Genomic DNA, 24,456 nt, shown 5'->3' with positions numbered 1-24,456 from the left:
GCGGCGGATTTATTGGACATCAGATAAAAGAGCAGGTCAGTGGCCCTGTCCAGGTCAGCGGCCGAGCACCGCCCGCATCACCGACCGGGCGATCGGCGCGGCCAGCGCGCCACCGGTGACGTCCGTGGCGTCACTGTCCGCGACGACCACGGCCACCGCGACCGGCGGCACCGCGTCCGAGCCGGCCGGCTTGGCCCAGGAGATGAACCAGGCGTACGGCGTCCCGCTGTTGTCCACGCCGTGCTGGGCGGTGCCGGTCTTGCCGCCGACCACCGCCCCGGCGATCCGGGCGTTGCCGCCGGTGCCGTTCTCGACCACGTCGGTCATCAGCCGCTGCACCTGCCCGGCCACCCCCGGGGTCAGCGCCCGCTTGTACACCTGCGGCTTCATCAGCTGCACCACGGTGCCGTCGGTCCTGGTCAGCTTGTCCACAAGCTGTGGACGCATCACCGTCCCGTTGTTGGCGACCCCGGCCGCGACCATCGCCATCACCAACGGGGTGGCCGCGGTGTCGAACTGCCCGATCGAGGAGAGCGCCAGCTGCGACTGGTCCATCGCGGTGTCGAAGTTGGACCGGGCCGGACGGACCGGCAGGTCCAGCTTCGGGTCGTTGAAGCCGAAGCCCTCGGCCGTGGCCGTCATCGTCTCCAACCCGGTCCGCACCCCGAGGTAGCCCAGCACGCTGTTGCAGCTGGCCGTCATCGCGGCGTCCAGCGACAGGCCGGGCCGGTCGCAGACCGCGCTGTCGTTGACCAGCGGCGTGGTCGTCCCGGGCAGCACGTACGGGAACGGCGCCCCGGTCGGCGTGTCCGGGTCGGTGACCACCCCGCTCGCGAGCGCGGCCGCGGCGGTGACCACCTTGAAGGTCGAGCCCGGCGGGTAGGTCTGGCGCAGCGCCCGGTTGAGCATCGGCTGGTCGGAGTCGGCCTGCAGCCGGTTCCAGGCCGTCTGGTCGGAGCCGGAGGAGCCGGCGAAGTCGCCCGGGTCGTAGGAGGGGGTGCTGGCCAGCGCCAGGATCCGCCCGGTGGCCGGCTCGATCGCGGCCACCGCGCCCTTCTGCCGGCCGAGCCCGCGCATCGCGGCCTGCTGGGCGGCCCGGTCGATGGTGGTGTAGACGTCCCCGCCGGGGTTCTGCCGACGGGCGATCGCGTCCCAGAGCGACCAGCCGGTCAGCCGGCCGTCGGTGCCGGCCAGCAGGTCGTCCTCGGTGCCCTCCAGCTGGGTGGTGCCGTACGCCTGGGAGGCGAAGCCGGTGACGGCGGCGTAGGTCGGGCCGTCGGTGTAGGTGCGCTTGTACGCGTAGCGGCCGCCGGTGGCCCGGGATCCGGTGACGGTCTCGGCGCCGACCAGGATGTTCCCGCGCGGCTGGGCGTAGCGCTCGATGGTGAGGCGCTGGTTGGCGCTGTTGTGGTCGAGTTCCTTGGCCTCGAACACCTGCACCCGGGTGGCCTGCACGCACAGCGCCGCGACCAGCAGCAGGCAGAAGGTGGCCGCCCGGCGCCCGGTGACCGAGATCCCGGGCAGCCCCTGCGGACCGTTCCCCTTCAACCGGATCCGCGTCATCGGCCCACCTCCGGCCCGGGCCGCCGGGCGTCGTCACTCATCCGGACGAGCAGCGCGACGATGATCCAGTTGGTCACCACCGAGGAGCCGCCCTGGGCGATGAACGGCATGGTCATCCCGGTCAGCGGGATCAGCGCCAGCACCCCGCCCGCCACCACGAACACCTGCAGCCCGACGATCGCCGCCAGCCCGATCGCCAGCAGCCGCCCGAACGGGTCGCGCAGCGCGATGCCGGTGCGGAACCCGCGCGAGATCAGCACCGCGTACAACAGGAACACCGCGATCAGCCCGGTCAGGCCGAGCTCCTCGCCGATGGTGGCGAGGATGAAGTCCGACTTGGCGGCGAAGCCGATCAGCACCGAGTGCCCTCTGCCCAGCCCGGTGCCCAGCTGGCCGCCCCAGGCGAAGGCGAACAGCGACTGGGCGATCTGGTTGGCGCCCTTGCCCGCCGCGATCGAGCCCAGCGGGTCCAGCCAGTCCGTCACCCGGCTGTGCACGTGCGGCGAGAGCCAGCCCACCGTCACCGCGCCGACCGCCGCCAGGCCCAGCCCGATCGCGATCCAGCCGGTGCGCGCGGTGGCCACGTAGAGCATCACCACGAACAGGCCGAAGAAGAGCAGCGAGGTGCCGAGGTCGGTCTCCAGCACCAGCACGCCGACGAAGACCGCCCAGATCATCAGCACCGGCCCGAGCACCCGCCCGAGCGGCAGCTGCCAGCGCCAGACCCGGCGGCCGGTCAGCGCCAGCGCGTCCCGGTGCACCGCCAGGTAGGCGGCGAAGAAGACGGCCAGCAGGATCTTGGCGAACTCCCCCGGCTGGAAGGAGAGCGGCCCGATCACGATCCAGATCCGCGAGCCGTACACCGGCGGGAAGAAGATCGGCAGCACCATCAGGACCAGCGCCACCAGCGCCCCGAGGTAGGCGTAGCGCTGCAGCCGCCGGTGGTCGCGCACCAGCAGCACCACGCCGGTGAACAGCGCCACCCCCAGGCCGGACCAGAGCAGCTGGGTGGAGGCGGCGGCCCGGCCCGGGGTGACCCGGTCGAGGCGGTAGATCACCACCAGCCCGATCCCGTTGAGCAGCACGGCGATCGGCAGCAGCAGCGGGTCCGCGTACCGGGCCCGCCACCGGACGACGGCGTGCGCCGCCAGCGCCAGCACGCCCAGCGCGGCGCCGTACTGGGCCGCGTCGGCCGGCACCGTGCCGTCCAGGTTGACGCCGACCTCGATGTAGCCGAACACGGCGGCCAGGACGGCGGTCAGCACCAGCAACAGCTCGGTGGCGCGCCTGGTCGGCACCGGCCGGGCGGGCCGGGCGGCGGATCTCGTCACGGCGGAGGGTGTCGCCACGGACCGTCCTGAGGGGAGGCGGGGAGTCGAACAAGCCGACCGGGTCCGGGTGCCGGTGCGGCGGCGCCCGTGGCCGGATTCGTCACCCTAACGAGCGCTATCCATATGTATTGGTTATTCATTGCGGTGTGTCCGCCATTGTCGCAGGGCGACCCGTCCCGGATGAGACCGGCGTGAGCGCGGCGCCCGGTAATCCGCTCTCCACGCGCCGGAGTTCACGCCAGGGCGGGCAGGTGCACCGTCCGGTCCCGTTTGGCCTTGACGAACTGATGATCCCTAGGATCTGGCGCGTGACTACCGGACGACGACCGAAGACCAGGCTCGGCAGCCTGCTGGCCGCCCTGGCGATAACGGGCGCCTCGCTGCTCCTCGGCCTGCCCGCCCATGCCGACGAACCATCAGCCGGCGCCCCATCCGCGCCCAAGGAGAACCCCAAGGTCGACCTGATCCTGGATGTCAGCGGTTCCATGAACACCGCCGACATCCAGGGCAAGAGTCGCATCTCGGTGGCCCAGAACTCGCTCAACGAGGTGATCGACGCCCTGCCCCCGGAGGCCGAGTTCGGCATCCGCACCCTCGGTGCCAGCTACCCCGGCAACGACAAGACCATCGGCTGCCAGGACACCAAGCAGCTCTTCCCGGTCGGCAAGACCAACAAGGTCGAGGCCAAGACCGCGGTCGCCACCCTGCGCCCCACCGGCTGGACCCCGATCGGCCTGGCCCTGCGCGGCGCGGCCCAGGACCTCGGCAAGGGCGAGGCCACCCGCCGGATCGTCCTGATCACCGACGGCGAGGACGACTGCGCCCCGCCGGACCCGTGCGACGTGGCCCGCGAACTCGCCGCCCAGGGCATCCACCTGGTGGTCGACACCCTCGGCCTGGCACACGACGACAAGACCCGCCAGCAGCTGCTCTGCATCGCCAACGCGACCGGCGGCACCTACACCGACGTCCGCAGCCCGCAGCAGCTCACCGACAAGGTGAAGCAGCTGATCGACCGCAACGACGACACCTACACCGTCAACCCGGTCCAGACCACCGGCACCGACAAGTGCGAGAGCGCCCCGGTGCTCACCCCCGGCGTCTACAGCGACCGCGAGAAGTTCTCCGAGCACCGCGTCTACAAGGTCCCGGTCAAGGCCGGCCAGGAGCTGCGCGCCTCGGTCAGCGTGGGGCTCGACCGCGCGGTGAACCGCGACTACGGCGTCCTGCTCCAGGCCACCAGCGCCACCGGCCAGGAACTCGTCCGCGGCACCGACGCCAGCAGCACCCGCACCGACGTGATCTCCACCGGTCTGCGCTGGTCCACCGACGACTCCAAGGGCTACGTCACCGCGAGCCCGACCTCCTCGGCCAAGGACAAGCCGGACACCACCGTCTGCCTGGTCGTCAGCAACTCGCTGGCCCCGCAGGCCGGCGTGCACACCGACCCCGGCATGCCGCTGGAGCTGACCGTCGACCTGGCCTCCTCCTCGCCCGCCCCCGAGGGCGCCGCGATGGGCCTCGGCCGCGGCTGGATCCTGCTGCTCACCCTCACCCTGTCCGGCCTGGTCTTCGGCCTGGTCTCCGGCTGGATCGCACGTTGGCGCATCGCCGTCTGGCGGGAGAACTGACCATGCGTACGACGATCCGCGGCGCCCTCGCCGCCCTCGCCCTGCTGCCCGCCCTCGCGCTGGGCGCCCCGGCCGCCTCCGCCGCGCCCTCGCCCACGGCGAGCGCCGGCGGCACCCCGGCCCCGGCCACCAAGGCCGGCACCTCATTCCTGACCGCGGTCAACCTCTCCCCCGGCCAGGACGCCAACGTCGCCGCCTCCACCGGCGACTACCTGTACTGGGCGTTCGGCGCCTCCGAGGGCCAGACCCCGACGGTCAACCTGACCGTCAACCTGGCCCCCTCGACCGACCGGCACGGCCCGCAGACCTGGACCGTCGAGGTCTTCGACGGGCTGCGCCGCCGCCAGGCCTGCACCGCCGGCACCCAGAACGCCACCGGCGACCAGAGTGCCGGCTCCCTGGCGCTCAGCTGCACCCTGCGCGAGGTCCGCACCTGGGCCGAGCCGTGGTCCGGCGACCCGCTGCCCGGCACCTACTACGTCCGGCTCTCGGTCACCGACGCCCCGCAGCCCGACCTCGGCCTGCCCGCCGGCGCCCAGCTGCACGTCAGCGCCAAGGGCAACGCCGACAACGCCCAGCCGGAGGGCGGCGAGCTCAAGGCCCCGCTGGTCCCGCCGGTCGGCGGCGGCGCGAGCACGGCCAAGGCGGCGGCCCCGGTGGCCCAGAAGGAGCACTGGTACACCGGCTGGTTCTCCGGCTGGAACAGCCGCTGGTACTGGACCATCGGCGGCGGCTTCCTGGCCGCCCTCGCCGGTGTCCTCGGCTACAAGCTGACCCGGCACCCGCGCGGCCGGCGCCCCGGCCACTACGGCGCCGTCCCGCCCCAGGGCTCGCACCAGCACGGCTCCTACGCCGACCGCCCGTAGCGCCGCAACCCCGGGTACGGGAGGGCCGGCCGGACACCGTTCCGGCCGGCCCTCGGTGGCTCCCCCGCTCGGGCGGCAGGTCTGCAACGATGAAGGCATGCAGCCCCACGGCCGGATCGTGGTCGGCGTGGACGGCTCCGCACCCGCCCGTGCGGCCGTCCGCTGGGCGGCCCGCCTGGCCGGCCTCACCGGCGGCCCGCTGGAGGCGGTGGCCGTCTGGGACTTCCCCTGCCTCTACGGCGAGCACGGCCTCGTCCCGCCCGTCCTGGACGGCTTCGACCCGGAGCGGCGGGCGGCCGCCATCCTCGCCGAGACGGCCGACCTCGCCGCTGCGGCCGCCGACCTCGCCGTCCCGCTGCGCCGCCACCTCAAGGCCGGGCCGCCCGGCCCCGCCCTGGTCGCCGCCGCGACCGGCGCCGCCCTGCTCGTCCTCGGCAACCGCGGCCACTCCACACCGCCGGACGCCCCGCTCGGTACCGTCGCCCAGTACTGCCTGCACCACGCGCCCTGCCCGGTGGTCATCGTCCGGGCGCCCTGAGCGCGGCCGTCAGCCCTTGAACAGGTTGTGCCCCACGTCGGACGGCACCTCGTCCTGGACCGGCTTGCTGCCCGGCCCGGGCACGTGCTCGCCGGGCACCGGCTCACTGCCCTCCCGGTGCAGCAGCACCACCCCGTCCTCGGCCCAGAGCTGCCGGTAGCCGTGCGCCAGCAGCAGTTGGATCCGGTCGGCCTGCTCCTTGTCGGTCTTGAACGGGAACGACCGCTTGTCGGAGCGGGTCAGCACGTACTCGCGCCCGCGCGGCGTCCCGTCCACCAGCACCACGTCCGTCCGCGCGGTCAGCCTCGGCGCGATCTGGTTGTCCGCCTCCACCGAGGCCCCGTCCGGGATCAGCGCGGCCGCCCGGACCAGCGCGGCCTCGCTCGCCTTGGGCTCCCAGGAGGACGGCACCGCCAGCTGCAGCAGTCCGATCGGTACGGCCGCCACCAGTGCCACCCCGGCCGTGCCCAGGCCCAGCAGCCGGGCCCGTCGGCGGGTCCGCCCGGGCCGCTCGGCGGCGCTCAGCCGGCCCAGCACTTCGATCGCGGCGGTCAGCAGGATCGGCCAGAGCATCGAGTCGTAGTGCCGGGCGATCGACCAGTGGTTGGGGTTGCTGGAGAGGATCCGCTCGGCCAGCAGCGGCAGGGCGCACAGCGCGGTGGCCGAGCGCAGCGGCAGCAGGAACATCGTGCCGAACAGCCAGAGCAGCAGCAGCGGCTTGAGCGGCTGGTCGAAGGCGGTCTGCACCAGCAGGAACGGGTTGTGCAGCAGGTGCTTCACGGCGTCGCCGCCGTCGGCGCCGAGCGTCGTGTAGTTCCAGTAGTAGCCCGGCTCCCCGCCCATCGCCGGGATCAGCCACTTGATCGCCACCGCCGAGGCGACCGGCCCGCCCAGCAGCAGCCCGATCCCGGTGAAGCGCCCGGTGCGGTCCCCGGTACGGCGGGTGCGCAGCAGCAGCACCAGGCCGTACGCGCCGACCATCAGGCCGAGGTCCTCCTTGGTGCAGCACAGCAGCACCGCGGCGAGCACCACCGCCGTGTACCGGCGGGCCAGGCCGCGCTCCAGCATCAGCAGGGTCAGCGGGACGGCGAACGCCACCTCGTGGAAGCCGACCCGGGCGGCGACCAGCAGCGGCCAGCCGAGCGCGTAGACCAGCCCGGCCAGGTCGGCGGCCCGGCGGGCGGTGCGCGGTTCGGCAGCGGCGAAGCAGTGCGCGGCGATCCGTCGGATCAGCGGCACCCCGAGCGCGAACAGCAGCGCCTGCCCGATGATCAGCGAGCGCGGGTCGTCCCAGATCCAGTACAGCGGCGCGAGCAGCGCCAGCACCGGGGAGAAGTGGTCGCCCAGCAGCGAGAACCCCGGCGGGAACTCGTGGTGGTAGCTCTTCAGCGTCGAGACCGGCAGCCCGAAATGGGCGTAGCCGCGCACGCCCTGGTCGAAGATGCCGAGGTCGAAACCGCCGAGCGAGACGGAGGTCCAGCCCTGCAGGCCGACGGCGCACGTCACCGCGAAGCACAGCACACCGAGCAGCACGGTACGGCGGGCCGGCGAGCCCAGGGCGGCTGCCGCCCGACGAGCGGCCGGTACGGCGGCCCGCCGGGGTGCCGGTACGGCGGCCCCGGGCGGCGACGGGGTGGTGGTCTGGGTGGTCACGTCGACTCTGATCCGTCAGGTCCGGTTGGTCAGGGCGGGGTCACGGTCGGGGTCGTGCTCAGGGTCGTGGCCGGGCTCATGGTCGAGCTTGGTGCCCAGCAGCGCCCAGGCGCCGGCCGAGGCGTCGACGGCCTGGCGCCGGGCGCGGTACAGCCGCAGGCCGACGACGGCCAGCACGGCGATGCCGAGCGGCGGGTAGATCGAGCCGGGCAGCTGCCAGTACCAGGCGACGCCGCGGCCCCAACGGTGCGGCACCGTCCACATCACGTGGGAGAGGAACACCACCAGCGTCACGGCGAGCAGCGCCTGCCGCGCCCTGGTCCTCGCCTCCACCACCAGCAGGGCGATCAGCGGCACGCACCAGACCCAGTGGTGGGTCCAGCTGATCGGCGAGACCAGCAGCGCCGTGAAGGCGGCGCAGACGGCGCCCCAGGCGTCGGCCCGGCGCAGCACCCGGGCGGAGCGCCCGGCGAGCACCGCCACCCCGAGCCCGAGCGCGCCGACCAGCGCGGAGGCGATCAGCCCGACCAGGCCGGGGTCGTTGACGTCGAGGAGCCGGCAGACGGCCCCGCGCAGCGACTGGTTGTCCACGAGCACCGTGACGCCGACCCGGCTCGGGTCCCAGAGGTAGGTGCTCCAGAACCCGTACGAGGCGTTCGGCAGCGCGAGCCAGCCGATCAGGCCGGCGCCCAGGAAGGTGGCGATCGAGACCAGGCCGGCCCGGACCCGGCCGGTCAGGAACAGGTAGACGGCGAACAGGCCCGGGGTGATCTTGATGGCGGTGGCCAGGCCGATGCCCACGCCCTTGAACCGGCTGTGGTCCGGGCGGGTCAGGTCCCACAGCACCAGGCAGAGGATGCCGAGGTTGACCTGGCCGTACTGGAAGGTGGTGTACACCGGCTCCAGCCAGACGCCGAGGCCGGTCGCGAGGATCACGGCGGCGTGGCGGGTGCGCTCGGGCCAGCCGGCCAGCCGGAGGGAGAGGTGGACGGCCGCGGCGAGCAGCGCGTAGTTGAGGAGCATCACCAGGACGCGCAGGGTGCTCACGTCGAACCAGGTGCTAGGGACGAACAGCATCGCGGCGAACGGCGGGTAGGTGGCCGGGAGGTCCCAGCCGGGCAGCCGCATCGCGTAGAGGTCCTGGCCGTTCACCACGGCCTGGCCCTCGGCCCGGTAGACCAGCATGTCGACCATGGTCGCCCCGTGCAGGTGCCGCGCCAGGACGAAGGCCGTCAACGACACCGCCGCCGCGCAGGCCGCCGCGATGGTCCAGGAATTCGGTCTTCCGGTTGCCGGGCCGCCTTCGGGCCCCTCCGGCTCCGCTTGTCGCGTCCACCGTTTCAGACCGAACTCGCGCACCGCGATGGCACCCCGTTGAGATAGACCAGATCGTTCCCTCGTCAGCGTCTGGGCCCACCCACCATAACCGACCCTTCTGAGACCCAAACGGCGTCAGAATCCGCCCTGCGAGAGGGTTGTGACCTCCACCACAGCGGGCGCCCCGGTCGGCTCCGGAGCCACAAAACGCGAAATCCCGCCGGGAGTTGACTCCCGGCGGGATTTGCTGGACCGACCGGAGTCGATCCGTTGGGTGGAGCTGAGGGGATTCGAACCCCTGACCCCCTCGATGCGAACGAGGTGCGCTACCGGACTGCGCCACAGCCCCAACGAGAAGAAACTCTAGCACCTTTCGGAGGGGGTCTGTGACCACCCCCCTGGTCGGAGGGTGGCCACGGTCATTCGTTGGCGGCGCGCGGGCGGACCTCCGGAGCGGGGGCCTCGGCGTACTGGTCGAACAGCGGGGTGCTGCGGGACTCGGTCGGGCGCCCGGCGGTCCAGGTGCCGGGGGCCGACAGGTCGAGGCCGCGGGAGACCCGGGGGGCGACCGGCGCGGTGACGTAGGTCGGCAGCGGGACGGGCACCGGCTCCCAGGAGTCCGGGCCGGCCGCCCCGCGCTCGCGCATGCCGTCGACCCACTCCTCGTGCTCGGTCGCCTCGGCCACCGCAGAGGCGGACACCGAGACGGTGGCCTCCTCGGGGTCGGCGGCCAGCCGCAGGTGCGGACGGCGGCCGGGCCGGTGCTCGGCGGGCGCGGCCGGGGCCGGCTCCGCGTCGACGGGGGCCTCGACGATGGCCTGCTCGGTCGCCGGGGCCTCGGCCCGCTGCTGCTCGCGCCGGCGCAGCCGCTCGGCCGCCTGGGCGGCCCGGGCGCGGTCCAGCTTCACCTCGTACCGCTGGCGCTCCAGCTTGCGCAGGTGGCCGATGTAGAGGGTGAGGAGGGCCGCCGGGATCGCCGGGACCCAGAGGAAGGCCAGTCCGGCCACCGCCGCGACCACGGCGCCGAGCGCGAAGGCGAGGAAGAGGGCGGTGACCATACGGCGACGGCGGGCCAGCAGCCGCGCCCGCCGCTCGGCCCCCGCCGGCCCCGGACGCTCGACCGGGTGCTCGACACAGGGTTCGGACGGGGGCTCGGACTCCCGCCCGGCGGGGTCGTCGGAGGCGGCCTCGTCCCGTTCGGGAGGGCCGTCGTTGCTTTGCTCGTCGTCACGCGGTTCGTCGCCCAGGGCCCGGGCTGCCCGCCGCTCCAGCGCCGAACGCCCGGCCAGCAGGCGGATGGCGGTGCTGAAGCGTTCCGTCGGGCGCGCCTCGTTGAGTTCGTCCTGCCTGCGGAGCCACATCGGCACCAGATAGGCGGCCCAGGCCCCTACGATGACGGCGTAGATAAGGCCGCTACTGCTCACGATTCACACCGTACGGGCGCCGGGGAAGGCCTGGCAGCAATTTGACGCGGCGTGTCGTGTGATCAAGCTGATTCTCCGACTATTTTGCCGGTATTTGTGGCGGTCCGCCGCCGTGCCGATGCCATATCGATATTTCTTTCGAACATATATTCAATTACCTGCCTCATGCCCGGAACTGATCGCCCGCCACCGCTCCAGCATCCCTTCCGGGACCTCGTCGGCGGTCAGGGCGTAGACCATGTGGTCCCGCCAGTCGCCGTCGATGTGGAGATAGCGCGGGCGGATTCCCTCCGAGCGGAAGCCGAGTTTTTCCACCACCCGTCGGCTCGGGCTGTTCTCCGGGCGGATGCAGACCTCCATCCGGTGCAGTCCGAGCGTGCGGAAGCAGTAGTTCACCGAAAGCGCCACGGCGGTCGGCATGATGCCCCGACCGGCCACCGCCTCGTCGATCCAGTACCCGACATTGGCCGAGCACATCGAGCCCCAGGTGATCCCGCCGACGGTCAACTGCCCGACCAGCTGGCCCTTGTAGAGCACCACGAAGGGCAGCATCCGGCCGGCCGAGGCCTCGTGCCGCAGGAAGCGGACCATCTGCCGGTACGTCGGGCGGGGGCCCGCCACCTGGCCCGCCGGGCCGGGCGGCACGGTGGCCTCCCAGCGCCGCAGCCAGTCGCGGTTGCGGCGGCTCACCTCCTGCCACTCGCGCTGGTCACGCGCCCGGATCGGACGCAGCGTGACCTCCCCCTCGTGGAGCTCCACCGGCCAGCCGGCGTTCAGTGCGCTCTCCCGGAAGCCGGGGCCTCGGGCCGGGGGTGGTCCCCGCCGCCGAGCTGGTCGACTGCGTGCGCGAGCAGCGGCTCCAGGACGGCCAGGCCGTCCTTGACGCCGCCGGTCGAGCCCGGCAGGTTGACGATCAGGGTACGTCCGGCGAGCCCGGCGAGGCCGCGGGAGAGTGCCGCGGTCGGCACCTTGTCGCGGCCGTACGCGCGGACGGCCTCGGCGATCCCGGGGATCTGCCGGTCGATCACCCGGGCGGTCATCTCGGGGGTGAGGTCCATCGGCGAGATGCCGGTGCCGCCGGTGGTCAGCACCACGTCGTAGCCGGCGGCGACGGCCTCGCGCAGGACGGTCTCCACCGGCTCGCCGTCCGGGACGACCCGGGGGCCGTCCACGGTGAAGCCCATCGCGGTCAGGCCGGCCACCAGCAGCGGGCCGCCCTTGTCCTCGTAGACCCCGGCCGAGGCGCGGTTGGAGACGGTGACGGCCAAAGCCCTCCCGGCCGACCCGCTCATGCCGACACCTCCGGCGCGAACCAGTCGCCGCTCTTGCCGCCGGTCTTGCTGAGCACCCGGACGGACTCGATGCTGGCGCCCTTGTCCACCGCCTTGACCATGTCGATCACGGTCAGCGCGGCCACCGTCACCGAGGTCAGCGCCTCCATCTCGACGCCGGTGCGGTCGGCGGTCTTCACGGTGGCGGTGATCTCGACCGCGTCGTCCGCGACGGCGAGGTCGACCTTGACCCCGGAGACCGCGATCGGGTGGCAGAGCGGGATCAGGTCGGGGGTCTTCTTGGCGCCCATGATCCCGGCGATCCGGGCCACCGCGAGGGCGTCGCCCTTGGGCACGCCCTCGCCGCGCAACAGCTCGACCACCTTCGGGGAGACCCTGACCCGCCCGGCCGCCACGGCGGTGCGCGCGGTGGCGGCCTTCTCGGAGACGTCGACCATCCGGGCCGCGCCCTGCTCGTCGACATGGGTGAGGCGGTCGCCGGGGCTCGGTGTCGTCACGGGTAACTCCAGGGGCGCGCAGGTCGAATACCGCGCTACCGTACCGCTCTGTCGCCCGCCCGCTCGCCTCCGGGCGCTCTTGACCCGGCGCCGACGGTCGGCGCTCCGGCGCTCGTGCCTCGCTGGTCGCTTCCCCCTTTCGGCACCGGCGCGCCCCTTCGGCTCGGGGCGGCCTCAGGAGTCCAGCAACACCACGTCGACCTCGCTGCCGGCCGGCAGTTCGGTGACGTCCTCGGGGACGGTGATCAGGCAGTTCGCCCGGGCCAGCGCGCCGACCAGGTGCGAGTCGGCGCCGCCCACCGGCTCGACGGTGCCGTCCGCCGCCGAGTGGCGGCCGCGCAGGAACTGCCGGCGGCCGGCCGGGGAGCGCAGCGCGGACGGGCAGAGCGCGCGCACCACCGGTCGGTGGATGTCGACGGCGCCGAGCATGGTGCGGATGACCGGGCGGACGAAGAGCTCGAAGGAGATGTAGGCGCTCACCGGGTTGCCGGGCAGGGCGAGCAGCGGCACCCCGGCCGCGCCGCCGATCCGGCCGAAGCCCTGCGGCTTGCCGGGCTGCATCCGCAGCTTCCGGAAGTCGACCCCGCCGTAGGACTCGAAGACCTCCTTGACCACGTCGTACGCGCCGACGCTGACCCCGCCGCTGGTGACGATCAGGTCGGCCCGGCCGAGCTGGTCCTCCAGGACGACGCGCAGCCGGTCGGCCTCGTCCGGGACGGCGCCGACCCGGTAGGCGATGGCGCCGGCCTCCTGGGCGGCCGCGGTGAGGGTGAAGCTGTTGGAGTCGGCGATCTGCCCGGGCCCGACCGGCTCGCCGGGCTGGACGAGCTCGCTGCCGGTGGAGAGCACCACCACCCGGGGGCGCGGGCGGACCTTCACGGTGGCCCGGCCGATCGCGGCGAGCAGGCCGAGCTGGGTGGGGCCGAGCCGGGTGCCGGCCTCCAGGACGGTGGCGCCGGCCGCGACGTCGCTGCCGCGGCGGCGGATGTGCGCGCCCTCGGCGACCGGGCGCAGCACCCGGACCTCCTCGTCGGCGACCGCCGCGGTCATCGCGGCGGCGGCGACCCCGGTGCCGGTGCCGCCGTCGGTCCACTCGACCGGGGCGACGGCCTGGGCGCCGGGCGGCACGGGGGCGCCGGTCATGATCCGGGCGGCCTGGCCGGGGCCGACCTTGGGCAGTTCGCCCGTGCCGGCGGCGATGTCGCCGACCACCTGGAGCACCGACGGGTAGGTGTCGGTGGCGCCCTCGGTGTCGGCGGTGCGGACCGCGTAGCCGTCCATCGAGCTGTTGTCGAAGGGCGGCAGGTCACCGTCGGCGACCACGTCCTCGTCGAGCCGGCAGCCCTGGGCGTCGAGCAGCTGGAGCTCGATCGCGGGCAGCGGGCCGACCGCGGCGAGCACGTCGGCGAGGTGCTCGTCCACCGTCCAGAAGCGAGGAGCCGCCGGTGCCCGGTCCGCGGACCCGTCGCAGCAGGCTGCGGGGGTGGTGCTGTGCTCCGTGGACCCGGTCATCGGCGGCTCGCTCTCTAGTCGTGGGGTCAGTCCTGCAGCTCGGAGCCGACGAACTCCCGGAGCCAGGAGCGGAACTCCGGGCCCAGGTCCTCGCGCTCGGCGGCCAGACGGACGATAGCGCGCAGGTAGTCGGCGCGGTCGCCGGTGTCGTAGCGGCGGCCCTTGAAGAGCACGCCGTGCACCTGGCCGCCGTCCGCGGCGTCGCGGGTGGTCAGCTCGCGCAGGGCGTCGGTGAGCTGGATCTCGCCGCCGCGGCCGGGCGGGGTCTCGCGCAGCACGTCGAAGACCAGCGGGTCGAGGACGTAGCGGCCGATGACGGCGTAGTTGGACGGGGCCTCGCCGGGCTCGGGCTTCTCGATCAGGTCGGTCACCTGGAAGACGTCCTCGCCGAAGCCGTTGGCCTTGACGGCGGCGCAGCCGTACAGGTGGATCTGGGAGGGGTCGACCTCCATGAGGGCGACGACCGAGCCACCGAGCTCCTGCTGGACCTCGATCATGCGGGCGAGCAGCGGGTCGCGCGGGTCGATCAGGTCGTCGCCGAGCAGGACGGCGAAGGGCTGGCCGGCGACGTGCTGCTCGGCGACCGAGACGGCGTGGCCGAGGCCCTTGGGGTCGCCCTGGCGGACGTAGTGCATGTTGGCCAGCTCGACGGACTCACGGACCCGGCGCAGGCGGTCCTCGTCGCCCTTGCGGACGAGGAGCTCCTCCAGCTCGTAGGCGCGGTCGAAGTGGTCCTCCAGCGCGCGCTTGTTGCGGCCGGTGACCATCAGTATGTCGGACAGGCCGGCCGCGGAGGCCTCCTCCACGACGTACTGGATCGCCGGCTTGTCGACGACGGGCAGCATCTCCTTCGGGGTGGCCTTGGTCGCCGGGAGGAAGCGGGTGCCCAGTCCGGCTGCGGGTACCACGGCCTTGGTTACCGGAATGCGGGAGGTGGTCGTCGTCATGCGTTTACCTTACTCAGGCACGTTTTCGCCCGGCCGAGCGCCGTCGGACGGCTAGGACAGCGCGTCGCGGGGCACGGCCACGGTGGCAGGCGTATGGGAAGCGACCGGCTGGGAGAGGGGGTCCCCTCCGGTACAGGCGGACAGACTACCCGCCTTTCCCGAACGGTCACCCTCGGCAGTCGCCGCCCCTTCCGTAACGGAAGCGGCCTGCTCACGGCGCCCGGTGGGACGCTGCGCGGGCCGCGGGACGGCCCGCCAGCAGTCGCCGCCGGCCGCCCGGGCCTCGGCCAGCGCCGCGTCGGCAGCCCGCAGCAGGACGGCTGCGTGGGTGCCGTCCTCGGGCAGCACGGCGACGCCGGCGGCGGCGGTGAGGCCGTTGCCGTGGGCCGGCCGGGGCGCGCGGGTGCCGGAGGACCAGTCGAGCAGCAGATGGCGGCGGACCGACCAGACCAGGCGCTCGGCGACCTGCGCGGCGCCCTCGGCGCCGGTGTCCGGCAGCACCACCAGGAACTCCTGGCCGCTGTAGCGGCCGAGGGTGTCGGCGCGGCGGATCTCCATCGCGAGCCGCTGGGCGAGGTCGCGCAGTATCGCGTTGCCGCGGGCGCGGCCGTGCTCGGCGATGACCGCGTCGAACCCGGTGATCTCCAGCAGCAGCACGGCCAGCGGGCGCGGGCCGTCGGCCTGGTCGGTGTGCTCGGCGCGGCGGGCCCGTTCGATCTCCCGGTCCAGGGTGAGCTGCAGGTGGCGGTAGTTCCACACGCCGGTGAGCGGGTCGCAGGAGGCGGTGCGCTGCAGCTCTGCGCAGCGCTCCTCCAGTTCGGCGACCCGCGCCCGCAGCCGTTCCCGCTCCCCGGCGGCCTCGGCCCGCTCCCGGCGCGTGCGCAGCCCGAGCACGGTGGCACCGGCCAGCGCGGGGGCGCTCAGCGCGGCCAGGGCCTGGACGAGCAGCGGGGTGGACAATCGGGGGCGCCCTTTCGCGTGTCAGGCTCTGCGCGTCGATGGTCTGGCGGACGCGGAGGATCCGGTGCACAACGAGAAGAGCGACCTGAGGACACGGCTGTTGACGCGGCGCCGCGCACTTTCGGCCGAGGCGCGCGCGGAGACGGCGCTCGCGCTGGCCGGACACGCCTGGGAGCTGGCCGCGGCGGGCGCCACGGTGGCCGCGTACGTCTCGGTGGGCGCGGAGCCCGGGACCAGGCCGCTGCTGGACGCGCTGCGCGAGGAAGGCGTGCGGGTCCTGCTGCCGGTGCTCCTTGCCGACAACGACCTGGACTGGGCCGAGTACGCGGGGCCCGGGGCGCTCGCCCCGGCCGGGCGCGGGCTGCTGGAGCCGGTCGGGCCGCGGCTCGGGCCGGAGGCCGTCACGGGGGCCTCGCTGGTGCTGCTGCCGGGCCTGGCGGTGGACCGCGACGGGCTGCGGCTGGGCCGGGGCGGCGGTAGCTACGACCGGGTGCTGGCCCGGCTGGAGCGGGCCGGGGCGCGGCCGGTGCTGGCGGTGCTGCTGTACGAGCACGAGCTGCTGGAGCGGGTGCCGGCCGAGTCGCACGACCGGCCGGTGGACCTGGCGGTCACGCCGTCGGGGGTGCGGACCTTCGGGTGAGCCGCGGGCGGTCCCCGGGACGCGGGAGGCCCCGCTCCCTCCGGAAGGGAGCGGGGCCTCCCGCGCGTCGTACCGGTGTCAGCCGGTGGTGAGCACCAGCTTGTGCTTGGTCGCCTTCTCCACCGCGTCCGGGGTGAAGGCCCAGGTCAGCAGCTTGCCCTTGAGCCACAGGTCGGTCTGGTCGTTGTAGTTCGCGTGGAAGGCGTGGCCGGATTCGCCGCCGACGTTGATCCAGCGCGAGGAGTCCAGGTCGTTCAGGTCGACCACCATGCGCATCGACGGGATCCAGTCCACCTGGTAGCCGGCCGCCGCGTTCCAGCCCGCCGCGTCGACCGCCGCCGAGCCGCCGGAGAGGCGGTAGGGGCCGCGGTTGAGCAGCTTGTGGACGACGCCGGAGGCGATCGAGGAGTTGTCGGTGCCCATGGTCTGCTCGCGCAGCTCCAGCTTGTGCAGGCGGCCCCAGCTCCAGGTGGAGATGTCCTTGCCGAGCAGCGAGGTCAGGTCCTGCCGGGCGTTCTTCATCGCCTCCTTGAGCAGGTTGTCCAGGCCCTTCTGCTCCTTGTGCTGGGAGTCGATGTACGTCCACCACGAGCTGTCGGGCTTGTCCAGCTGGGCGCGGACCACCTCGGTCCAGCGGTCGCCGCCGTCCGGCTGGGCCTTGCCCGGGTCGCGGGTGCCGCACTGGGTGACGATCTTGCTGGAGCTGTCCGGCTTCGTCGGATCGTCCTGCTGGCGCACCAGCAGGCAGTTGTCCTTGGCCCGGATGTCGGCCGGGAACTTCTGGCCGAAGGCGAGGCTGAGCAGGTTGCGCCAGACGCCGTTGTAGTAGGCGGCGGCCGCCGAGTCGGCGTCCTGGTGGAAGTTCCAGTCCTTCAGCAGGTCCTGGGCCTCGCGCACGTACGGGTCGTCGATCTGCTGCTTGAGCAGCAGCGGGACCAGCGTCTTGGCCATGATGCTGGTGTTGTCCAGCTGCAGGTTCTGCATGTCGTCCGGTGAGATCTTGCCGTTGTTCTTGAGCAGGCCCTCGATCTGGTCGGTGATCTCCTTGGCCCGGGTGCCGTACTCCCAGTCCTTGGTCAGGTTGTACTTGTAGCTCTGGTCCACCACGGCCTGGTTGGCGGTGACGATGTAGCCCACGGACGGGTTGAGGCTCCAGGGCAGCGCGGTGAAGGGGACCGGGTCCGGCTTCCACTGGTAGGAGGCGTCCCAGCCGGGGGCGGGCATGGAGCCGTCGCCCTTGCCGCGGACCGGGATGACGCCCGGGGCCTGGTAGCCGATGTTCTTGGCGTCGGCGTAGATCAGGTTCTGCGCGGGGACGGCGAAGTCCTTGGCGGCGTTGCGGAAGTCGTCCCAGTTCTTCGCCTTGTCCAGCTCGAAGACGGCGTCCAAGGTCTTGCCGGGGCTGAGCGCCGTCCACTGCAGGGCGACGCCGTAGCCGCCGGTGCCGCGGTCGGGGGCGGAGGTGCCGTTGGGGGCGTACTTGCCGACGTTCTGCTGTTCGGTGCTCTGGTCGGAGATGAGCGGGGCGCCGGTCTGGGTGGTGCGGACGGTGATGGTGCGGTCCTCGCCGCCGGCGACCTTGATGGTCTCCTTGCGGAGGTCGAACTTCACGTCCTTGCCGTCCACCTGGTAGGTGTCCGGGCCGGTGACCTTCTCCAGGTAGAGGTCGGTGACGTCGGCGCCGAGGTTGGTGAAGCCCCAGGCGATGTCCTTGTTGTGGCCGATCACCACGCCGGGCATGCCGGCGAAGGTGAAGCCGGAGACGTCGAACTGGCAGGCCGGCGAGGCCGTCCGGCAGTGCAGGCCCATCTGGTACCAGACCGAGGGCAGGCCGGGGCCGAGGTGCGGGTCGTTGGCCAGCAGCGGCTTGCCGGTGGTGGTGTGCGAGCCGGCGACCACCCAGGAGTTGGAACCGATGCCCTGGCCGGGGCGGCCGAGCAGCTGCGGCATCGCGTCGATCCGGTCGGTGAGGCCCTGCATCAGCGCCTTGGTGGTGGCCGCGCCCTGGGCGGTGGCGGCGCCGGGGGCCGCGCCGGACTGCGCGGAGCCGTCGGCGGGCTTGTAGGTGTCGCCGCTCACGGTGCCGGTCTTCACGATGGTGCCGTTGCGGGAGTACGGGTACTCCGGGTACAGCTCGGCGATCTTGTCCGGTCCGAAGTCCTGTGCCAGCAGCGAGCGGTCGATCTCCTCCTGGAGGTTCCCGGAGAGGTTCCAGGCCATTGCCTTGAGCCAGGCCACCGAGTCGACCGGGGTCCACTGCTCGGGCTTGTAGCCGCTGTTGACGGCGCCGAGCAGGGCGTACTCCAGCGAGGCCTTCTCGCCGCCGGGGTGCTCGCCCAGCCAGGCGTTCACGCCGTCCGCGTAGGCCTGCAGGTACTTCTTGGTCTCGGGCGACAGCTTGGTGTCGAACTCCTTCTGCGCCACCTGCCGCCAACCCATGGTGCGGATGAAGGTGTCGGTGTCGACCTGGCTGTCGCCGAACATCTCGGACAGCCGGCCGGCCGTGATGTGGCGGCGGACGTCCATCTCCCAGAAGCGGTCCTGCGCCTGGACGTAGCCCTGGGCGCGGAACAGGTCCTCGGGGGTGTCCGCGTACAGCTGCGGGATGCCGTTGGCGTCGCGCTTGACGTCGACCGGCGCGCTCAGGCCCGCCACCTTGACGCTGCCGTCCACCTCCGGGAAGGACGCGCGGACCGCGGTGACCCCGCGGTAGCCGCCGTAGCCGACACCGGCCACCAGCAGCACGACCAGCACGATCACGATCAGACGGGCGCGCCGGAACTTCTTCGAGCGGGGCATCTGGGTCCTTGCGGTCCTGACTTCGGGGCGGGCGGGCGTGTCCAGGGCCTGGGGCCGTGACAGGGCACCACATTAGGCCGAGTCCGCGGACCGGCGTGCACGGGGGACGCTCCGGGCGGGATCTCGGGAGGTCAAGGAGCGGCCTGGAACGGGCCGGGTGGGCAGCGACGGAGGCAGTCAAACTAAAGATATGGCAAAATGTTAGACTGAGTAACGATCCGCAAGAGGAGCATTGACGCTTTCTTAACGGGTCTCCGCGCGCGCCGCCCACGGCGCCCGCTCATGCTCGGAGCCACCCAGCGGCTCCGACCCCCCCCAGCACGACCCAGCACCACCTGACACCCCGCCCGCCCATGCCTGCCCGAGGTGCCACTGCGTGAACGTCGCCCACCTGAACCAGCTCCTGCTCGAAGCCTCCGTAGTCCTCCTTGTCGCGGTGGTCGCCGTGCGGTTCTCGACCCGATCAGGGCTGCCCAGTCTGCTGATCTACCTCGGGATCGGCGTCGCACTGGGCCAGAACGGAATCGGCGTCACCTTCAACGATGCCGAGCTGACCCAGGTGCTCGGCTACGCGGCGCTCGTGATGATCCTGGCCGAGGGCGGCCTCAAGACCAGCTGGCGCGAGGTCAAGCCGGCGATGCCGGCGGCCACCGTGCTGGCCACCGTCGGCGTCGGGATCAGCGTCTTCGTCACCGCGGCTGGCGCGCACTGGCTGGTCGGCCTGGACTGGCGGACCTCGCTGCTGCTCGGCGCGATCGTCTCCTCCACCGACGCCGCCGCCGTCTTCTCGGTGCTGCGGACGGTCCCGCTTCCGCACCGGCTCACCGGCCTGCTGGAGGCCGAGTCCGGCTTCAACGACGCGCCCGTGGTCATCCTGGTCGTCGCCTTCGCCTCCGTCGGCGAGCCGGACTCCTGGTACGTCCTGCTCGGCACGATCGTCGCCGAGCTGGCGATCGGCGCGGCGGTCGGCCTGGCCGTCGGCAAGCTGGGCGCGTTCGCGGTCAAGCACGTCGCGCTGCCCTCCTCGGGCCTGTACCCGATCGCCGTGGTGGCGCTGACCGTGCTCGCCTACGCCGGCGGTGCGCTGCTGCACGGCTCCGGCTTCCTCGCCGTCTACATCAGCGCGGTGATCCTCGGGAACTCCAAGCTGCCGCACGGACCGGCCGTGCGCGGGTTCGCCGACGGGCTGGCATGGATCGGGCAGATCGGCATGTTCGTGCTGCTCGGACTGCTCGCCGCGCCCGAGAGCATGGGCGACGCGGTGGTGCCGGCACTGGTGATCGGCGGGGTGCTGGTCTTCCTGGCCCGGCCGCTCTCCGTGGTGCTCACGCTGACCCCGTTCAAGGTGCCCGGCCGCGAGCAGGCGCTGCTGAGCTGGGCCGGACTGCGCGGGGCGGTGCCCATCGTGCTGGCCACCATCCCGGTGGTCTCCGGCGCGCACCAGGCCGCGGACGTGTTCAACATCGTCTTCATCCTGGTCGTCGTCTTCACCCTGCTCCAGGGGCCGACGCTGCCCTGGATGGCCAAGCGGCTGCGGATCGGCGAGGGCGCGATGGGCCAGGACCTCGACATCGAGTCCGCGCCGCTGGAGAAGCTGCACGGGCACCTGCTGTCGGTCACGCTCTCGCCGACCTCGCGGATGTCCGGTGTGGAGGTCGGTGAGCTGCGGCTGCCCAAGGGGGCAGCGGTCACCCTGGTCGTGCGCGAGGGCAGCTCCTTCGTGCCGGACAAGGCGACGGTGCTGCGCGGCGGGGACGAGCTGCTGGTGGTCACCACGGACGAGGTCGGCGAGGCCGCGGAGCGGCGGCTGCGGGCCGTGGACAAGGGCGGAAAGCTGGCGGACTGGCTGAACGGGCGCTGAGCCCCGCCGCCGGGGGTGACCTGGCAGGATCGGGTGGCCTGGCGGGATCGGGTGGCCTGGCGGAATCTACGCGCGTAACTGTATGCTGGTTCGACTACGCCGTATAACTACCGCTAGACCACCCCCAGCATCTGCCTGACGCAGAGTTGGCGCGACCGCTCGGCGGCCGCGGTTAGGCCCCGGCCCACCAGGCCCGGCCGACCCGGTATCTACCCCGGTCGACGCGCGAGAGGACGACTCTCGGCGCCGTCGGGGCCACCCCATGCCCTGCCGCGCTACCAGGCAGCAGGAAGGACCGACCGTGACGGCCCGCCGAACGGTCGACATCGCCGCGGAGACCACCGCGGACACCACCGCGCACCCCGCCGACCCCATCGCGGCGGCGCCCGCCAAGGTCGGGTACGGCGCACTGCTGCGCACGCCCGGCGCGTGGACGTTCCTGGTCCCCGCCCTCATCGCGCGACTGCCCTACGCGATGCTCAGCATGGGCATCCTGCTGCTCGTCAAGGACACCCACGGCTCGTACGGCACCGCCGGCACCGTCACGGCGATCGCCGCCGTCGCCCAGGCCCTGATCGGCCCGCAGACCGGGCGGCTCGCCGACCGGTACGGCCAGGCCGCCGTCCTCGTCCCGACCGTCGTGGTGCACGCGGCCTCGGTCGCTCTGCTGATCGCCCTCGCGCTCGGCCACGCGCCCGCCTGGAGCCTGTTCCTGGCCGCCGTGCCGGCCGGCGCGAGCGTTCCGCAGATCGGCGCGATGGTCCGGGCCCGCTGGGTGGCCACGATCGGCGCCGACGGCGCCTCCGCCTCCTCCGCGGCCAAGGTGAGCACCGCGTTCGCCTTCGAGTCCGTGACGGACGAGTTCACCTTCGTGGTCGGTCCGATCCTGGCCGCCAAGATCGCCACCTCGGTCAGCCCCGCCACCGCCCTGATCACGGAGGCCGCGCTGACCTTCGTCGGCGGCCTGGCCTTCGCCGCCCAGCGCCGCACCGCCCCGGCTCGGATCACGCCGCAGCCCGGCGCGCGGCGCGCCTCCGCGCTGGCCTCGCCCGGCGTCCGACTGCTGGCCGGCGTGATCCTCGGGGTGGGGGCCGTGTTCGGCGGCATGCAGGTCTCGGTGAACGCCTTCGCCGACTCGGTCGGCCAGCACGGTGCCGCCGGCACGGTGTACGGGATCTTCGCCGGCGGCTCGATGGTGGCGGGCGTGCTCTACGGCGTCATCGCCTGGCGCCGGGCCGTCCAGCACCGGATGATCATCAGCTACGCACTGCTGGTGGTGGGCTGCTCGACGCTGTGGGCGATGCCCAACCTGGTCACGCTCTCGATCGCCGGGCTGGTCTGCGGCCTGGCCATCGCGCCGACCCTGATCAGCGGCTACACCCTGGTCGAGACGCTGGTCGAGGACGGGGCCAAGACCGAGGCGTTCACCTGGCTGACCGGCGCCATCGGCCTGGGCCTGGCGGTCGGCTCGATGGTGGCCGGGCGACTGATCGACAGCCACGGGCCGTCCACCGGGTTCCTGGTGCCGCTCGCCGGTACCGGGCTGGGGCTGGCCGCACTGGTGTCGCTGCGGCACCTGCTGGTCGCGCCGAGCGGGGCGGGCCGCGTGGTGGCGGGATCCGCCGAGCGCGGCGGTGCGGCGCAGCTGGTCGGTGCGGTCAAGGGCTGACCGGGCGGTCGGACGCGGCCCGGTACCGGCTCATCTCACACCGGATTCGCTGGACTGATCCAACGGAATACCGCATCATTGACCATCGTTAGCACTCATCAGGCGAGAGTGCCAGGAGGAAGACAAGTGCCCACGTACCAGTACCAGTGCACCGAGTGCGGCAACGGCCTGGAGGCGGTGCAGAAGTTCACCGACGAGGCGCTGACCACGTGCCCCGACTGCCAGGGACGGCTCCGCAAGGTCTTCTCGGCCGTGGGCGTCGTGTTCAAGGGCTCGGGCTTCTACCGGACCGACAGCCGCTCGTCCTCCAGCAGCTCGGTGGGCGCGGGTTCGTCCTCCGGCTCCTCGACGTCGTCGTCCGCGACGTCCTCGACGGGCTCGAGCTCGTCGTCCTCGTCCAGCTCGTCGAGTTCGTCCAGCAGCCCGGCTCCGGCCGCGAGCTGACCTCGGCGCCCGGCGCCCGGCGCTGGGCGCTCGGCGCCGGATCGGCATCCGGCGAGTGCTCGGAAGCTTCGCGAAAGGCCCGTCGGCCCCGCTCACGCGGGGGCGGCGGGCCTTTCCGCTTGCCCTGTTCGCCGTCCGGCGCGGGGTTTCGTCAGCTTGCGGAGGTCGGTCTCACTCGCGCGAGTGTACGAAGTTGTCCACAGGGGCGGGTTTATCCACAGGTTTGGGGACAGGGCTTTCCGGTAGCACCCGGGGCGCGCATCGTGTGGGTCACCAGAGACCGATCGATCGAGTCCGGAGGTCACGTCGATGACGACCACGAGCCTGTCCGTCCCGCTGCCCGCGCCCACCGTGCCGCCCCGGCGGGAGGTACCGAGCTTCCCCCCGATCCGGCGCGGCTGCGGCGGGTGGCACCGCTGGCGCCGGGCCGTCCGGCGGCGGGCGGGGGTGCCCGCGCTGGTGCTGCTCGCGGTGGCGGCGGCGCTGGCGCTCGGGCCCGCGCGGGCGGGGCTACCGCCGCCCTCAGGGGGTGCGGTGGGCCGTCCGGGTTGTCAATCCGGGCCTGCGGAGGATCACCCGTAACCCCGGAACGACTTCGTCGTTCGAGGCGGCATGAAAGGCTTCAAGGAATTCCTGCTGCGTGGAAATGTCGTCGAACTCGCCGTCGCCGTGGTCATCGGCGCGGCTTTCACCAACATCGTCAACGCCTTCGTCAAGGGCGTGATCAATCCGATCGTCGGCGTGTTCGGGACGAAGGACCTGACGTCCTACAGCTCCTGCCTCAAGGGTCCTTGCGAGGTGAGCGCCACCGGTGAGGTCACGTCCGGAATCCTCATCATGTGGGGGTCGGTGCTCAGCGCCGCCCTGCAGTTCCTGATCACTGCGGCCGTCGTCTACTTCGTTCTGATCGCGCCGATGAACAGGATGGCGGCCAGGCGCAAGTCCGCCGTCGAGGTGGCGGCGGAGGCCGAGGCCACGGAGGTCCAACTGCTGACCGAGATCCGCGACGCGCTGGTCACGGCGCGCTAGGCCGTGTCCGACAATGAGCGCCCGGCGGGAATTGTCAGACAGGCCTCAGTCCCCGTGGTGCGGCGGACGCTGACTCAGGTACCAGTCCAGCCCCCGCCCACCGCTCTCCCCCGCCCCGGGGCGCTCGCCCCAGCCGGAGTCGGTGTCGTCCCGGGACTGCTGGTCCAACGGGTCCCGGAAGACCAGCCGGGCCTTGGCCGCGGCCGCCCGCCGGGTCGCCGGCTGCTGGTCCGCCGACGGCTGCTCGCCCTGCTCCTGCCGGACCCGCCCCTGCCGGCTCTGTTCCTGCTCGCTCACTCTGTCCACTCCCCTGATCACCCGGGCCGTCCTGTCCCTCCAGCCTAAGAGCCCCGTGGCACGCCGCGGGGCCCTGTGTGGGGGGGTTCCCCCCACGGGCCCGGGGGAGAAGGGGGCGGTTTTTTCTCTCCCAAGGGCTCTGTTCTCCCTGGGGTCTTTTTTCTGGCGGATTCCCCGATGGCCCCT

Annotated in this window: 22 protein-coding genes and 1 tRNA gene; 9 read left to right on the top strand and 14 right to left on the bottom strand. The window is 72.7% G+C overall.

Annotation, left to right across the window (positions count from 1 at the left end; translation table 11 throughout):
- Nucleotides 1-54: 54 nt before the first annotated feature.
- Both ACFQ87_RS18775 and ACFQ87_RS18770 read right to left on the bottom strand, forming a co-directional pair.
- Nucleotides 55-1,563, bottom strand: a complete 1,509-nt coding sequence (locus ACFQ87_RS18775) for a penicillin-binding transpeptidase domain-containing protein (protein ID WP_380611881.1) — start codon at nt 1,561-1,563, stop codon at nt 55-57.
- The gene (locus ACFQ87_RS18770; RefSeq protein WP_380611880.1) at nt 1,560-2,894 is read right to left on the bottom strand and encodes an FtsW/RodA/SpoVE family cell cycle protein; all 1,335 of its coding nucleotides are present in this window, start codon (nt 2,892-2,894) and stop codon (nt 1,560-1,562) included. The genes ACFQ87_RS18775 and ACFQ87_RS18770 overlap by 4 nt, the downstream gene beginning before the upstream one ends.
- A 308-nt stretch (nt 2,895-3,202) precedes the next feature.
- Between ACFQ87_RS18770 and ACFQ87_RS18765 the strand changes: the two genes are divergently transcribed.
- The 3 genes from ACFQ87_RS18765 (at nt 3,203) to ACFQ87_RS18755 (ending at nt 5,929) form a co-directional block, all read left to right on the top strand.
- Nucleotides 3,203-4,525, top strand: a complete 1,323-nt coding sequence (locus ACFQ87_RS18765; protein WP_380611879.1) for a VWA domain-containing protein — start codon at nt 3,203-3,205, stop codon at nt 4,523-4,525.
- Between the two features lie 2 nt (nt 4,526-4,527).
- Nucleotides 4,528-5,391: a peptidase gene (locus ACFQ87_RS18760; protein ID WP_380611878.1), complete on the top strand. Its 864-nt coding sequence runs from the start codon at nt 4,528-4,530 to the stop codon at nt 5,389-5,391.
- A 97-nt stretch (nt 5,392-5,488) separates the two neighbouring features.
- Nucleotides 5,489-5,929: a universal stress protein gene (locus ACFQ87_RS18755; RefSeq protein WP_380611877.1), complete on the top strand. Its 441-nt coding sequence runs from the start codon at nt 5,489-5,491 to the stop codon at nt 5,927-5,929.
- 9 nt (nt 5,930-5,938) lie between these two features.
- Here ACFQ87_RS18755 and ACFQ87_RS18750 read toward each other — a convergent pair whose 3' ends face one another.
- The 10 genes from ACFQ87_RS18750 to ACFQ87_RS18705 form a co-directional block, all read right to left on the bottom strand.
- Nucleotides 5,939-7,582 carry a DUF2079 domain-containing protein gene (locus ACFQ87_RS18750; protein WP_380611876.1) on the bottom strand — a complete coding sequence of 548 codons (1,644 nt, stop codon included), beginning with the start codon at nt 7,580-7,582 and terminating at the stop codon, nt 5,939-5,941.
- A gap of 15 nt (nt 7,583-7,597) precedes the next feature.
- The gene (locus ACFQ87_RS18745; protein WP_380611875.1) at nt 7,598-8,818 is read right to left on the bottom strand and encodes a glycosyltransferase 87 family protein; all 1,221 of its coding nucleotides are present in this window, start codon (nt 8,816-8,818) and stop codon (nt 7,598-7,600) included.
- 356 nt (nt 8,819-9,174) lie between these two features.
- Nucleotides 9,175-9,248 (bottom strand) — tRNA-Ala (locus ACFQ87_RS18740).
- A 70-nt stretch (nt 9,249-9,318) separates the two neighbouring features.
- Entirely contained in the window at nt 9,319-10,323 is a 1,005-nt protein-coding gene (locus tag ACFQ87_RS18735; protein WP_380611874.1) for a hypothetical protein, read from the bottom strand.
- Nucleotides 10,324-10,473: 150 nt separating this feature from the next.
- The gene (locus tag ACFQ87_RS18730) at nt 10,474-11,082 is read right to left on the bottom strand and encodes a GNAT family N-acetyltransferase (protein WP_380611873.1); all 609 of its coding nucleotides are present in this window, start codon (nt 11,080-11,082) and stop codon (nt 10,474-10,476) included.
- A 14-nt stretch (nt 11,083-11,096) separates the two neighbouring features.
- A complete protein-coding gene (locus ACFQ87_RS18725) occupies nt 11,097-11,615 on the bottom strand; it encodes a molybdenum cofactor biosynthesis protein B (protein WP_380611872.1) in 519 nt (172 codons plus the stop codon).
- Nucleotides 11,612-12,052, bottom strand: coding sequence for a cyclic pyranopterin monophosphate synthase MoaC (gene moaC, locus ACFQ87_RS18720; protein WP_380611920.1), 441 nt, complete (start codon nt 12,050-12,052; stop codon nt 11,612-11,614). Before moaC ends, ACFQ87_RS18725 begins: the two co-directional genes overlap by 4 nt.
- Nucleotides 12,053-12,286: 234 nt before the next feature.
- Nucleotides 12,287-13,624 (bottom strand): gephyrin-like molybdotransferase Glp, encoded by a 1,338-nt coding sequence (gene glp / locus ACFQ87_RS18715; RefSeq protein ID WP_380611871.1) that lies wholly within the window; start codon nt 13,622-13,624, stop codon nt 12,287-12,289.
- Nucleotides 13,625-13,650: 26 nt separating this feature from the next.
- Nucleotides 13,651-14,571 (bottom strand): UTP--glucose-1-phosphate uridylyltransferase GalU, encoded by a 921-nt coding sequence (gene galU, locus ACFQ87_RS18710; protein ID WP_380611870.1) that lies wholly within the window; start codon nt 14,569-14,571, stop codon nt 13,651-13,653.
- 51 nt (nt 14,572-14,622) lie between these two features.
- Nucleotides 14,623-15,531 carry a GGDEF domain-containing protein gene (locus ACFQ87_RS18705; protein WP_380611869.1) on the bottom strand — a complete coding sequence of 303 codons (909 nt, stop codon included), beginning with the start codon at nt 15,529-15,531 and terminating at the stop codon, nt 14,623-14,625.
- 64 nt (nt 15,532-15,595) lie between these two features.
- Between ACFQ87_RS18705 and ACFQ87_RS18700 the strand changes: the two genes are divergently transcribed.
- Nucleotides 15,596-16,171 (top strand): 5-formyltetrahydrofolate cyclo-ligase, encoded by a 576-nt coding sequence (locus ACFQ87_RS18700; RefSeq protein ID WP_380611868.1) that lies wholly within the window; start codon nt 15,596-15,598, stop codon nt 16,169-16,171.
- A 78-nt stretch (nt 16,172-16,249) separates the two neighbouring features.
- Here the strand turns inward: ACFQ87_RS18700 and ACFQ87_RS18695 are convergent, their stop codons facing one another.
- Entirely contained in the window at nt 16,250-18,970 is a 2,721-nt protein-coding gene (locus ACFQ87_RS18695) for a penicillin acylase family protein (RefSeq protein ID WP_380611867.1), read from the bottom strand.
- Nucleotides 18,971-19,346: 376 nt separating this feature from the next.
- Between ACFQ87_RS18695 and ACFQ87_RS18690 the strand changes: the two genes are divergently transcribed.
- The 5 genes from ACFQ87_RS18690 (at nt 19,347) to mscL (ending at nt 23,973) form a co-directional block, all read left to right on the top strand.
- The gene (locus ACFQ87_RS18690) at nt 19,347-20,831 is read left to right on the top strand and encodes a potassium/proton antiporter (RefSeq protein WP_380611866.1); all 1,485 of its coding nucleotides are present in this window, start codon (nt 19,347-19,349) and stop codon (nt 20,829-20,831) included.
- Between the two features lie 373 nt (nt 20,832-21,204).
- A complete protein-coding gene (locus ACFQ87_RS18685; protein ID WP_380611919.1) occupies nt 21,205-22,500 on the top strand; it encodes an MFS transporter in 1,296 nt (431 codons plus the stop codon).
- A 126-nt stretch (nt 22,501-22,626) separates the two neighbouring features.
- Nucleotides 22,627-22,944, top strand: a complete 318-nt coding sequence (locus tag ACFQ87_RS18680; RefSeq protein WP_380611865.1) for an FmdB family zinc ribbon protein — start codon at nt 22,627-22,629, stop codon at nt 22,942-22,944.
- Nucleotides 22,945-23,253: 309 nt separating this feature from the next.
- Nucleotides 23,254-23,526: a hypothetical protein gene (locus ACFQ87_RS18675; RefSeq protein ID WP_380611864.1), complete on the top strand. Its 273-nt coding sequence runs from the start codon at nt 23,254-23,256 to the stop codon at nt 23,524-23,526.
- A 30-nt stretch (nt 23,527-23,556) separates the two neighbouring features.
- Nucleotides 23,557-23,973: a large conductance mechanosensitive channel protein MscL gene (gene mscL / locus ACFQ87_RS18670; RefSeq protein WP_380611863.1), complete on the top strand. Its 417-nt coding sequence runs from the start codon at nt 23,557-23,559 to the stop codon at nt 23,971-23,973.
- Nucleotides 23,974-24,018: 45 nt separating this feature from the next.
- Here mscL and ACFQ87_RS18665 read toward each other — a convergent pair whose 3' ends face one another.
- Nucleotides 24,019-24,270 (bottom strand): hypothetical protein, encoded by a 252-nt coding sequence (locus tag ACFQ87_RS18665; RefSeq protein ID WP_380611862.1) that lies wholly within the window; start codon nt 24,268-24,270, stop codon nt 24,019-24,021.
- Nucleotides 24,271-24,456 lie beyond the last annotated feature (186 nt).

This window comes from Kitasatospora sp. NPDC056531 (genome assembly GCF_042794375.1).
GTDB lineage: Bacteria > Actinomycetota > Actinomycetes > Streptomycetales > Streptomycetaceae > Kitasatospora.
This window is presented reverse-complemented; position numbering and strand designations above follow the sequence as displayed.

Excerpts from the sequence above, each read along its gene's own strand:
- ACFQ87_RS18725 (WP_380611872.1), bottom strand. The coding sequence starts at position 11,615 with ATGAGCGGGTCGGCCGGGAGGGCTTTGGCCGTCACCGTCTCCAACCGC.
- ACFQ87_RS18775 (WP_380611881.1), bottom strand. The coding sequence starts at position 1,563 with ATGACGCGGATCCGGTTGAAGGGGAACGGTCCGCAGGGGCTGCCCGGG.
- moaC (WP_380611920.1), bottom strand. The coding sequence starts at position 12,052 with ATGGTCGACGTCTCCGAGAAGGCCGCCACCGCGCGCACCGCCGTGGCG.
- ACFQ87_RS18755 (WP_380611877.1), top strand. The coding sequence starts at position 5,489 with ATGCAGCCCCACGGCCGGATCGTGGTCGGCGTGGACGGCTCCGCACCC.
- mscL (WP_380611863.1), top strand. The coding sequence starts at position 23,557 with ATGAAAGGCTTCAAGGAATTCCTGCTGCGTGGAAATGTCGTCGAACTC.
- galU (WP_380611870.1), bottom strand. The coding sequence starts at position 14,571 with ATGACGACGACCACCTCCCGCATTCCGGTAACCAAGGCCGTGGTACCC.
- ACFQ87_RS18695 (WP_380611867.1), bottom strand. The coding sequence starts at position 18,970 with ATGCCCCGCTCGAAGAAGTTCCGGCGCGCCCGTCTGATCGTGATCGTG.
- ACFQ87_RS18760 (WP_380611878.1), top strand. The coding sequence starts at position 4,528 with ATGCGTACGACGATCCGCGGCGCCCTCGCCGCCCTCGCCCTGCTGCCC.
- ACFQ87_RS18675 (WP_380611864.1), top strand. The coding sequence starts at position 23,254 with ATGACGACCACGAGCCTGTCCGTCCCGCTGCCCGCGCCCACCGTGCCG.
- glp (WP_380611871.1), bottom strand. The coding sequence starts at position 13,624 with ATGACCGGGTCCACGGAGCACAGCACCACCCCCGCAGCCTGCTGCGAC.